Origin of the sequence: Dyella halodurans, from assembly GCF_026283925.1 — a bacterium.
Lineage (GTDB): Bacteria > Pseudomonadota > Gammaproteobacteria > Xanthomonadales > Rhodanobacteraceae > Dyella > Dyella halodurans.
Genome location: NZ_JAPDPF010000005.1, coordinates 402,912 through 413,034, shown reverse-complemented (window position 1 = coordinate 413,034; position 10,123 = coordinate 402,912). Strand labels below are relative to the sequence as shown.

Here is a 10,123-nt window from a genome sequence, read left to right as displayed (position 1 = left end):
CACCCGTCCGCCACTCGCCACCCACAGTATTGCTACTGCTGTGCTGCCGTTCGACTTGCATGTGTTAAGCATGCCGCCAGCGTTCAATCTGAGCCAGGATCAAACTCTTCACTTAAGTTTTCGACCATCCGAAGATGATCTATCTTTCTGAAGGGTATGTCCCAACGTAAAACGTCATTGCTGACTTATATGTTGGACCCTTGCATTGCTTTGGACAGTCATTCCGTCCACTGCAAGGCGTCCACACAAGTCACCTGCGCACACTGTCAAAGATCTCAATCACTTGCGAACCGTTGCCGTTTTCGCGCCGGAACATTTCGTTCCGAGTGAGCCGCTCATCTTACATCGTTTTCCTAGTCCGTCAACACCTTCAGCGAAATATTTTTTGCTGTCGGGTTGTGGTGGAAACCGTCCAACGAAGAGCGTCTCGTTGGCAGGAGCGGAACTATAGCGCCCAACCACGAACCTGGGAAGGGGTATGACGACATTTTTTTCACTGCGATGACAAACGCACCCGCCGCTACACTCGCCAACACCTCTCCAAAACGAGCCCACACAACAATGAAACGACTGCTCGCCCCTCTGCTTATGGTCTTTGTCACCGGCGCTTTTGCCGCACCCCAGGCGAGCGCGCCCGCCGTGCAGTTGCACGGCAAGCGCTTTACGACGGAATTCGCCACCAATGACGCGAGCCGTGAGCGGGGCTTGATGATGCGTACCGAGCTGGCGGCCGATCACAGCATGCTGTTTGTGTTCCCGGAGGACGCGCCGCGCTGGTTCTGGATGAAGAACACGCTTATTCCGCTGGACATCCTGTACTTCGACGGCCAGCGGAAGCTGGTGTCGGTGCAGGCGAACGTGCCGCCCTGCAAGGCTGATCCCTGCCCCAGTTATCCCAGCGACCTGCCGGCCCGCTACGTATTGGAGCTGGCGGGCGGCACGGCGGCGAAGCTCGGCGCCCAGGTCGGCGATGAGCTGACGATCGAGGGGACGGTCGGCGCCGTGCAATAAGCCGTGGCCGATAAGTCGTGCCGGCAGGGGACGCCGACGTGATAAGGGACGAGCAAGTCGGGGCGCAGCTGTTCCAGGGCGTCCCAGTCGTCTTCAAAAGGAATGAACTGTTGCATGGTGCGGCTCCTGCCGTGTGCGCACCGCTTGGTGGTGCACAGGAGCATTAAAGCAAACGGCCCGGTCCGTACGATGACGGAATCGGGCCGTTTGAGGGCAGCGCGGAGAGCGAAATCAGTCGATTTCGATCATCTCGAAGTCTTCCTTGGTCGCGCCGCAGTCCGGGCACGTCCAGGTATCGGGCACATCGGCCCAGCGCGTGCCTGGCTCGATGCCCTCGTCAGGCAGACCCAGGGCTTCGTCGTAGATGAAGCCGCAGACGACACACATCCATTTGCTCAGGGTGCCGGTTTCGTTGGAGCTCTGATTCATCGCTGGACTGCTTGATATGGAGAATAAGAGGCGCATTCTCGCAACTCCCCTGCCGATGCGAAAGCGTATGGCGCCTCCTTTATTGCAGGATTGAACCCGATGCATGCTCGACTCCGGGGCCGCGGCCTCTATGTGATTACCGATGGCCCCCGCCCCGACCTGCTGGATGTGGTGGCACAGGCCATCGCCGGCGGCGCCCGGCTGGTGCAGTACCGCGACAAGACGACGGATGGCGCGCGCCGGCTCGCCGAAACCATGGCCCTGCAGGCGTTATGCGCCCGCCACGGCGTGCCGATGATCGTCAACGACGATATCGAGCTGGCCCGGGCTGCGGGCGCCGACGGGGTGCACCTGGGCGAGGACGATGGCGATGTCGTGGCCGCACGCAGCGCGCTGGGGCCGCAGGCGATCATTGGCGTGTCCTGTTACGACTCGCTGGAACGGGCGCGTTCGCTCGCCGCCGCTGGCGCCGACTATGTCGCCTTTGGCGCCTTCTTCCCCTCCCCCACCAAGCCGAACGCAGGGCGTGCCGCGCCTGAGCTGCTGCGACAGAGCGCCGCGCTGGGCGTGCCGCGGGTGGCGATCGGCGGCATCACCCCGGACAATGGCGGATCCCTGATCGAGGCCGGCGCGGACTTTCTGGCCGTGATTTCGGCCGTATTTGGGGCTCCGGACGTGCAGGCTGCCGCCGAACGCTTCGCTCGACTCTTCCCATCGCTTTGAGACTTTCCCGATGACCACCAACCACGAACTCTTCCAGCGCGCACAACAGTTGATGCCGGGCGGCGTGAACTCGCCGGTGCGCGCCTTCAAATCGGTGGGCGGCGAGCCATTCTTTACCGCACGCGCGGACGGCGCCTATCTGTGGGACGTGGAAGGCAAGCGCTATATCGATTATGTCGGGTCCTGGGGCCCGATGATCGTGGGCCACAACCATCCGCATGTGCGCGAGGCGGTGGAACGCGCGGTGAAGAACGGCCTGTCCTACGGCACGCCCTGCCCCGCCGAAGTGACCATGGCCGAGATGATTACGCGCCTGGTGCCGTCGATCGATATGGTGCGCATGGTCAATTCAGGCACGGAGGCGACGATGTCGGCCATCCGCCTCGCCCGCGGCGCTACCGGGCGCAACAAGATCGTGAAGTTCGAAGGCTGCTACCACGGCCACGGCGACAGCTTCCTTGTGAAGGCAGGTTCGGGCGCGCTGACGTTTGGCGTCCCCACTTCGCCCGGCGTGCCCAAGGCGAATGCCGACCTCACGCTGACCCTGGCCTATAACGACCTGGATGCCGCGCGCGCGCTGTTCGATGAGTACGGCAACGATATCGCCGGCCTGATCATCGAGCCGGTCGCCGGCAACATGAACTGCATTCCACCGAAAGAAGGTTACCTGCAAGGCCTGCGCGAGCTGTGCACGAAGCATGGCGTGCTGTTGATCTTCGACGAGGTGATGACCGGTTTCCGTGTGGCATTGGGCGGTGCGCAGGCGCATTACGGCGTTACGCCGGACCTCACCACCTTCGGCAAGATCATCGGCGGCGGCATGCCGGTGGGCGCTTATGGCGGTCGTCGCGAACTGATGCAACAGATTGCCCCTGCCGGCCCGATCTATCAGGCGGGCACGCTGTCGGGTAACCCGGTCGCCATGGCGGCTGGCCTGGCCATGCTGGAGCTGATCCAGGCGCCGGGTTTCTATGAGCAGCTTGCCGCCCGCACGCGCCTGCTCACGGACGGCTTGCAGGCCGTGGCCGACGGTGAAGGGCTGGCCTTCAGCACGAACCGCGTCGGCGGCATGTTCGGGCTGTTCTTCACCGGCGAGAAAGTCGACACCTACGCCCAGGCCACCGCTGCGGATACGGCCCTGTTCAACCGCTTCTTCCACGGCATGCTGGAGCGCGGCGTGTACCTGGCGCCCTCGGCCTTCGAAGCCGGCTTTGTTTCCAGCGCGCATACCGAGCAGGACATCGCCGATACGCTGGAAGCGGCACGGGCCGCCATGCGCGCCGCCCGCGCCGGATAACCGCGACACGCGCTGCCTGCCCTCCGCCTCGGACGGCATGCAGCGCGATCGCATGTTCGGGCCAGGCCCGGGAAGCCCGGTACGGTCACGCGGAAAAGTACACACCGGCGTTATGCTGCGTCCCATCGCGCGTAAGGGATGCCACACGCATGAGCCAGCCGAGGCCGCTTAAGAGTGAGTCTTCCGTCGCTCCCGCGACGCAGAGCGGATGGCGTGCCCGCTGGTTCCACATCATCTTCGGCCATGACGATGCGCCGGGGCGCCTGTTCGACCTGGTGCTGATCATCGTCATCCTGTCGAGCATCGTGGTGGCCGTGCTCGACACGGTGGTCGACCTGAATGCGCGATTCGAAACGGCGTTCTATGTGCTGGAATGGATCTTCACGATCGCATTCACGCTCGAATACCTGATGCGCCTTGCCGTGGTGGCGCGGCCACGCCGCTACGCGCTGAGCTTCTTCGGCATCATCGACCTGCTGACCGTGCTGCCGACCTATCTCAGCCTGTTCATCGCCGGCAGCCAATATCTGCTGGTGATCCGTGCGGTGCGCATCCTGCGCATCTTCCGCATCCTGAAGATGACGCGTTACGTGGGCGAAGCGGACCTGCTGTGGGCATCGCTGCAGCGTGCACGCCACAAGATCTTCATTTTCATCAGCACCATCCTGACCCTGGTGTTGATCTTCGGTGCGCTGATGTACGTGATCGAAGGGCCGCAGAACGGCTACACCAGCATTCCACGCGCGATGTACTGGGCCATCGTGACCATGACAACGGTAGGCTTTGGCGACATCACGCCACATACCGTCCTGGGGCAGGTGCTCACCTCGCTGATCATGCTGGTGGGCTACAGCATCATTGCCGTGCCCACCGGCATCTTTGCGGCGGAACTGGCCGCCGGCATCCGCGAAGCGCGCCAACGCATCATTTGCCCAAGCTGCCAGCTTGAAGAGCACCACCCCGATGCACGCTACTGCCGCCGCTGCGGGGCTGAGCTGACGCGCGCACCGGAGTAGCGCGGCAACCGCCGCAACCGACGCTCAGGTCGCCAGGTAGGAGCGCAGCGCGGCTTCGAGGCGTTGCAGGCCTTCGGCGATATCGGCGTCGCCGATATTCAGCGCCGGCACGAAGCGCAGCACGTCCGGCCCGGCCTGCAGCAGCAGCAGACCATGCGCCGCGGCATGATCGAGCACCGAACCCGCCTTGCCCTTGTGGGCATCCTTCAACACCGCGCCCAGCATCAGGCCACGGCCGCGCACTTCGTCGAACAGGTCCAGCGATGCGTTGATGTGCGCCAGGCCATCGCGCAGCGCCTGCGATTGGTGCTGCACATTGGCCAGCACCTCTGCCGAAGACAGCTTGCGCAGCGCCACCCGCGCCACGGCGGCGGCCAGCGGGTTGCCGCCAAAAGTGGTGCCGTGGGCGCCGAACTGCATGGTCTCGGCGACCTTGGGGCCGACCAGCATGGCGCCGATGGGGAAGCCGCAGCCGAGCGCCTTGGCCAGGGTCACGATGTCCGGAATCGCCTGATCCTGCACATAGGCGAACAACGAACCGGTACGGCCCATGCCGCACTGGATTTCGTCGAGGACCATCAGCGCGCCGTACTGGTCGCATAGCTCGCGCACGCGCTTGATGAAGCCTGGGGCGGCCGGCAGCACGCCACCCTCACCCTGCACCGGCTCCAGCATCACGGCCGCTACGTCGCCATGAGCGAAGGCGGCTTCAAGCGCGCCGACGTCGTTGAAGTCCAGATAGCGGAAGCCACCTGGCAGCGGCTCATAGCCTTCCTGGTACTTCGGCTGCGCGGTGGCGGTGACCGCAGCGAGGGTGCGGCCGTGGAACGAGCCGCGGAAGGTGACGATGACGCGCTTGTCGGCCTCGCGGCCCTGCGACGAGGCCCATTTGCGCACCAGCTTGATCGCCGCTTCATTCGCTTCGGTGCCGGAATTGCACAGAAAGACACGCTCGGCAAAACCCGATGCAGCGACCAGTTCTTCGGCCAGGTGCAGCGGCGGCTCGCTGTAGAACACGTTGCTGGTGTGCCACAGCTTGTGCGCCTGGGTGGTGAGCGCCTCCAGCAGATCGGGGTCCTGGTGACCCAAGGCGTTCACCGCGATGCCGGCGCCGAAATCGATGTATTCGCGCCCCTGGGTGTCCCACACGCGCGCGCCCTTGCCGTGATCCAGCACCACATCGCGCGGTCGATACACCGGCAGCCAGTAGCGCTTGCCGAGATCGATCAGGGACTGGGCGGAAGGGTCGTGCGAATGCATGTCGTACTCCGGGCGTCGTCGGAGGGACGGCGCCATGGCAAGGTGGGAATGGATGTCGGGGAAGGCCGCAAGCCTGGTGCGACGCAGCACGCATCGTAAGCCCTGTGCCAGGTGATTGCACGGCATCGGCGCGGCCCGCCAGGAGTGTCAACCACCTCCGCAACCTGTATCGCGCGGGTTACACCTGCTCGAAAAGCGCACAACCATGCGGCTCACAAGCGCTTGGATCGATTTTCGGCCGATCCCGGTGTAACGCCATCAACACGGCATGCACACGGGATGGAGCCCGCATGCGCGCCGCAAACCCGCACCGTTGATGCGTTTGCAGGCATTGGCACGGCGCTTGCTCTCTTTCACTCGTACAGGCGGGGAAGGGGGAAAGGCCAGCTGCGACAACGCACCGACCACCGTGGCAGGGAGATCCACGGCGGCGGATTGGCAACGCCTTTGGGAGGCCCAGGGCAACGTCGGCGCGAGCCTCGCAGCTGGCAATGGTCGTCCCTCCATCCCGTTATCAACGACCACGCCCGGGCAAGGCGTGGTCCGAGCGAGATTCCGCCGAGAGGCGGTCATGTGGGCGGTAACCCGGCAACCCCTGTGGCCGGGGCACCAATGGAAGCCCCCGGTCCGACCCCTGCGGGCCGGGGGCCTTCCTCTTCCAGGCCATGAGGTGAGCGGCGGGTGCTTGTAGTGACCCGGCTGGGTCGGCGCCGAACCAGCCCTGCTTTCGCGAGCGCCCGCCGCTCCCCTCGCTGGGCCTGATTAGCGCCGAATCTCCGCGGACGCGTGCTGGTGTAGGAGCGCACCCTGTGCGCGACCGGTGCTTGCCCCTGTTCCCAGCGCGGCCGCTAGCGGGCCATCGGACGTGGGCGATGGTTGAGGGAACCGAGGGGTAGCCGATCGCGCACAGGGTGCGCTCCTACATTTTGGGGCGAGGCGCTACTCAGCGCAGCTCGTCGAGGGCGAGCTGGTGCTTCTTGCACAAGCGATAGATAGTGACCCGCGACACCTTGAGCCGGCGCGCGCACTCGCTCACGTTGAAGCGGCTTTCACGCAGGCAGGCCATGACCGCATCGCGCTCGGCCGCCACCCGCGTGCTGCCGAGGCTGGAATGCGCCGAGCGTTTTGTCAGCACATCGGACAGGTCCAGGTCGTCCATGCTGATCAAGGCATCCTCGGCAACCACGGCGGCGCGCTGCACCCGGTTGAGCAGTTCGCGCACATTGCCCGGCCATGCGAAATCGAGCATGGCGCGCCGCGCGGCGGCGCTGAACGAGCGTGCACGGCTGGCGTGCTGCTCGCGGAACGCATCGAGAAAACGCTGCGCCAGCGTCACCACGTCATCTTCGCGTTCGCGCAGCGCAGGCATGCGCAGGCGCAACACATTGAGGCGGTAGTACAGATCCTCACGGAAACGGCCCTGCTCGACGGCCTTCTCCAGATCCACATGGGTGGCGGCCAGCACGCGCACGTCCAGCTTGATCAGCTGGCTGCTGCCGACGCGCTCCAGCGTGCCTTCCTGCAGGAAACGCAGCACGCTGGTCTGCGCGTCTAGCGGCAGATCACCGACCTCGTCGAGGAATACCGTGCCGCCGGCGGCGGTCTCGAAATGGCCGATGCGGCGTGCATTGGCGCCGGTGAAGGCGCCGCGCTCGTGTCCAAACAGTTCCGACTGCACCAGGTTCGGCGGCAAGGCCCCGCAATTGATCGCCGCAAACGGCCGGTCGGCACGCGCCGACAGGCCATGCAGGGCGCGCGCGGCGACTTCCTTGCCTGTACCTGTCTCACCGGTGATCAGCACCGGCAGTTCCACCGGCGCATATTTGCGAATGCTCGCTACCACCGTGCAGATGGCGGCGCTGCGCCCGGTCACGCCAATGTCGCTGGGCTCGGCGACGAGCGGCTGGTCACCACCAATCCGTGCCAGCGACTCGAGCAGGCGATCGACGTCCACCGGCGTGGTGAAGTACTCGATGCTGGCCTCGAGGATGCGATCGATCAGGGGGTCGTGGGTTGGCATGTCGGGCGCAATCAGCGCCACCCATGGCAACCAGGGATGATCCGCCATGAGCCGGGCCATGGCCTGGGCTGACACGGAGTCGCCGTGACGCAGGTCCGCCAGCGCAACCACCGTGTCGTTGTTGCGCATGCCGACACCGCTCTGCGTGCCGGCATCGGCCACGCGGATGATCCATCCTGCCTTCGCCAGGCCAGCGCGTTCCTCGCTGGCAGGCTGCCCAAACCAGACGACACAGCGTCTGGCTTCCTCCCTCAAAACAGCCATGGCTCCCTCCCCCTCCCCTATAAGGGTCACAGGTTTCGGCCGGGCGCAGCCACGTCATTGGCTAGCCCCGGTTACCACGTCCGCCGCGGAACTTACGCCGCGACCGATGGAAATATGTGATGTGCGTCACACAATATACAACTATGCGCATGACAGTCACCCGACAAATGGCGCATATCCGTCGAACGTAAGCCTAAGGTCGGGCGATGGGCTAAGACCTATGGCCTAGGAGTTTTTCGCGGAAGCACCACGTACAGGCAAGCGCCTCGAGATACCGCAAGGCGCGTGATAGGAATGACACGACGACGTCGATCAGGCCTCAGGCCGCCCCGACGTCGTCAGTCGATCACCATACGCCCGTATTGGGCATCGAAGCCCAGGGCTCCTGCGCCGGCAGGTGGCCTTCCTGCAGCAATTCAACGGAAATGAGGTCGGGCGAGCGCACGAAGGCCATGTGCCCATCGCGCGGCGGGCGGTTGATGGTGTAGCCCATCGACTGCAGGCGGGCACAAGTGGCGTAGATATCGTCCACGCGGAACGCCAGGTGACCGAAGTTGCGCGCGCTGCCGTAATCCTCGGTCGAACCCCAGTTATAGGTGAGCTCGACTTCGGCTTCTGGTGTCTCCGCTGCAGCCAGGAAGATCAGCGTGAACTTGCCGGCCGGATTCTCCATGCGGCGGCTTTCCTTCAAGCCCAGCCCTTCGCAAAAGAAGCGCAGGCTGGCGTCGATATCGCGAATGCGGATCATCGTATGCAGGTATTTCATGTAGCACTCCGTGGCGTCGGGGATACGCCGTCAGGCGGTAGGGAAAAGCGAATGCGCTCGGCCATGCGATCCAACGCATCGCGTGGTGTCTGCGCGGGCACGCCGTGGGGATAGACGCGCAGCAGGCCATCGGCGACGCGCCGTGGCTGGACGTGCAGGTGGAAATGCGCCACTTCCTGGCCACCCGCATGACCGTTGGATTGCCATAGGTTGAGACCGGGCGGATCGAAGGCCACACGCAAGGCATGCGCGACACGCACGCCCAGCTGCATCACCTCGCCCGCGAGCGCGGGGTCGATGGCGTAGATGTCCTCCACGTGCTGGCGTGGCACGACCAGCACGTGTCCCGGCACTGCCTGGCGCAGATCGAGAAAAGCCAACGCAGCATCCGTTTCCGCCACCACGCTCGCTGGCAACCGGCCCGCCGCGATGGCGCAGAACGGACACACCACGGTCATCAGTCCAGGAACAGGTCGGGCAGCAGCGACTGCGTCGGATCCATCGCGTAGGGCGAAAGGTCCGTGATGCCGGCCTCGCGCAGCACCTCGTCATCGATCAGGAAATGGCCCGCGAAACCCGCGGCGGGACGGGTCAGCACCGCGTGCGCGGCGTCGGCCATGATGGCCGGCTTGCGGCAACGATCCAGCGGCACGCCGGGAATCATGTTGAGCGCATCGGTGGCGATGATGGTACGCGGCCACAGCGCGTTGACTGCCACGCCCTTAGCACCAAACTCAGCGGCCAGGCCCAGGGTGACGAAGCTCATGCCCATCTTGGCCAGCGTATAGCCGGTATGCGGTGCCCACCACTTGGGCTTGAGCGATGGCGGCGGGGCCAGCGTGAGGATGTGCGGATTGGCCGCCTTGAGCAGGTGCGGCAGGCACACCTGTGCGCACAGGAAGCTGCCGCGCGCATTCACTTGCTGCATCAGGTCGAAGCGCTTCATGGGCGTGTCGAGCGCGCCGGCCAGCCAGATCGCGCTGGCGTTGTTGACCAGGATGTCGATACCGCCAAACGCCTCAACCGTGGCAGCGACAGCGGCCTCTACCTCGGCCTCTTCGCGAATATCGCACTTGATCGGTAAGGCCTTGCCGCCGGCCGCCTCGATCTCTGCCGCCGCGCTATGGATGGTGCCGGGCAACTTGGGGTTGGGCACGCTGCTCTTGGCCGCGATGGCAATGTTGGCGCCGTCACGCGCGGCACGCAGCGCGATCGCCAGGCCAATGCCACGCGAAGCACCGGTGATGAACAAGGTCTTGCCTGCCAGACTGCCCATGAGCTGCGTCTCCGCGAAAAAGGAAAGAGTGTAGAACGTCAGGCCGTGACAGCCACGCAAG

General features: G+C 64.7%; 10 protein-coding genes and 1 rRNA gene. 4 read left to right on the top strand and 7 right to left on the bottom strand.

Annotated elements, in window-relative coordinates; all coding sequences use genetic code 11:
* Nucleotides 1–115, bottom strand: a 16S ribosomal RNA gene (locus OUZ49_RS12715); the annotation flags it as partial.
* 446 nt (nt 116–561) lie between these two features.
* Here OUZ49_RS12715 and OUZ49_RS12710 point away from each other — a divergent pair.
* Nucleotides 562–1,011 (top strand): DUF192 domain-containing protein, encoded by a 450-nt coding sequence (locus OUZ49_RS12710; RefSeq protein WP_380003781.1) that lies wholly within the window; start codon nt 562–564, stop codon nt 1,009–1,011.
* A gap of 231 nt (nt 1,012–1,242) precedes the next feature.
* Here OUZ49_RS12710 and OUZ49_RS12705 read toward each other — a convergent pair whose 3' ends face one another.
* Nucleotides 1,243–1,440 (bottom strand): rubredoxin, encoded by a 198-nt coding sequence (locus OUZ49_RS12705; RefSeq protein WP_266150794.1) that lies wholly within the window; start codon nt 1,438–1,440, stop codon nt 1,243–1,245.
* 99 nt (nt 1,441–1,539) lie between these two features.
* Between OUZ49_RS12705 and thiE the strand changes: the two genes are divergently transcribed.
* The 3 genes from thiE to OUZ49_RS12690 all read left to right on the top strand — a co-directional run bounded on the left by thiE (nt 1,540) and on the right by OUZ49_RS12690 (nt 4,476).
* Nucleotides 1,540–2,163 (top strand): thiamine phosphate synthase, encoded by a 624-nt coding sequence (gene thiE, locus OUZ49_RS12700; protein ID WP_266150793.1) that lies wholly within the window; start codon nt 1,540–1,542, stop codon nt 2,161–2,163.
* A 10-nt stretch (nt 2,164–2,173) separates the two neighbouring features.
* Nucleotides 2,174–3,460, top strand: coding sequence for a glutamate-1-semialdehyde 2,1-aminomutase (gene hemL, locus OUZ49_RS12695; RefSeq protein WP_266150792.1), 1,287 nt, complete (start codon nt 2,174–2,176; stop codon nt 3,458–3,460).
* 149 nt (nt 3,461–3,609) lie between these two features.
* Nucleotides 3,610–4,476 carry an ion transporter gene (locus OUZ49_RS12690; protein WP_266150791.1) on the top strand — a complete coding sequence of 289 codons (867 nt, stop codon included), beginning with the start codon at nt 3,610–3,612 and terminating at the stop codon, nt 4,474–4,476.
* 24 nt (nt 4,477–4,500) lie between these two features.
* Here the strand turns inward: OUZ49_RS12690 and OUZ49_RS12685 are convergent, their stop codons facing one another.
* The 5 genes from OUZ49_RS12685 to OUZ49_RS12665 form a co-directional block, all read right to left on the bottom strand.
* Nucleotides 4,501–5,736 carry an acetylornithine transaminase gene (locus tag OUZ49_RS12685; RefSeq protein ID WP_266150790.1) on the bottom strand — a complete coding sequence of 412 codons (1,236 nt, stop codon included), beginning with the start codon at nt 5,734–5,736 and terminating at the stop codon, nt 4,501–4,503.
* A 943-nt stretch (nt 5,737–6,679) separates the two neighbouring features.
* Entirely contained in the window at nt 6,680–8,020 is a 1,341-nt protein-coding gene (locus tag OUZ49_RS12680; protein WP_266150789.1) for a sigma-54 dependent transcriptional regulator, read from the bottom strand.
* A gap of 346 nt (nt 8,021–8,366) precedes the next feature.
* Complete coding sequence (locus OUZ49_RS12675) at nt 8,367–8,786, bottom strand: VOC family protein (RefSeq protein WP_266150788.1); 420 nt, start codon at nt 8,784–8,786, stop codon at nt 8,367–8,369.
* Nucleotides 8,783–9,244, bottom strand: coding sequence for an HIT family protein (locus tag OUZ49_RS12670; protein ID WP_266150787.1), 462 nt, complete (start codon nt 9,242–9,244; stop codon nt 8,783–8,785). The genes OUZ49_RS12675 and OUZ49_RS12670 overlap by 4 nt, the downstream gene beginning before the upstream one ends.
* Complete coding sequence (locus tag OUZ49_RS12665; protein WP_266150786.1) at nt 9,244–10,062, bottom strand: SDR family oxidoreductase; 819 nt, start codon at nt 10,060–10,062, stop codon at nt 9,244–9,246. The genes OUZ49_RS12670 and OUZ49_RS12665 overlap by 1 nt, the downstream gene beginning before the upstream one ends.
* Between the last annotated feature and the right edge of the window lie 61 nt (nt 10,063–10,123).

Bases quoted from the DNA above. Each gene is read 5' to 3' on its own strand.
- hemL (WP_266150792.1), top strand. From the start codon at position 2,174: ATGACCACCAACCACGAACTCTTCCAGCGCGCACAACAGTTGATGCCG.
- OUZ49_RS12670 (WP_266150787.1), bottom strand. From the start codon at position 9,244: ATGACCGTGGTGTGTCCGTTCTGCGCCATCGCGGCGGGCCGGTTGCCA.
- OUZ49_RS12710 (WP_380003781.1), top strand. From the start codon at position 562: ATGAAACGACTGCTCGCCCCTCTGCTTATGGTCTTTGTCACCGGCGCT.
- OUZ49_RS12690 (WP_266150791.1), top strand. From the start codon at position 3,610: ATGAGCCAGCCGAGGCCGCTTAAGAGTGAGTCTTCCGTCGCTCCCGCG.
- OUZ49_RS12680 (WP_266150789.1), bottom strand. From the start codon at position 8,020: ATGGCTGTTTTGAGGGAGGAAGCCAGACGCTGTGTCGTCTGGTTTGGG.
- thiE (WP_266150793.1), top strand. From the start codon at position 1,540: ATGCATGCTCGACTCCGGGGCCGCGGCCTCTATGTGATTACCGATGGC.
- OUZ49_RS12705 (WP_266150794.1), bottom strand. From the start codon at position 1,440: ATGAATCAGAGCTCCAACGAAACCGGCACCCTGAGCAAATGGATGTGT.
- OUZ49_RS12665 (WP_266150786.1), bottom strand. From the start codon at position 10,062: ATGGGCAGTCTGGCAGGCAAGACCTTGTTCATCACCGGTGCTTCGCGT.
- OUZ49_RS12685 (WP_266150790.1), bottom strand. From the start codon at position 5,736: ATGCATTCGCACGACCCTTCCGCCCAGTCCCTGATCGATCTCGGCAAG.
- OUZ49_RS12675 (WP_266150788.1), bottom strand. From the start codon at position 8,786: ATGAAATACCTGCATACGATGATCCGCATTCGCGATATCGACGCCAGC.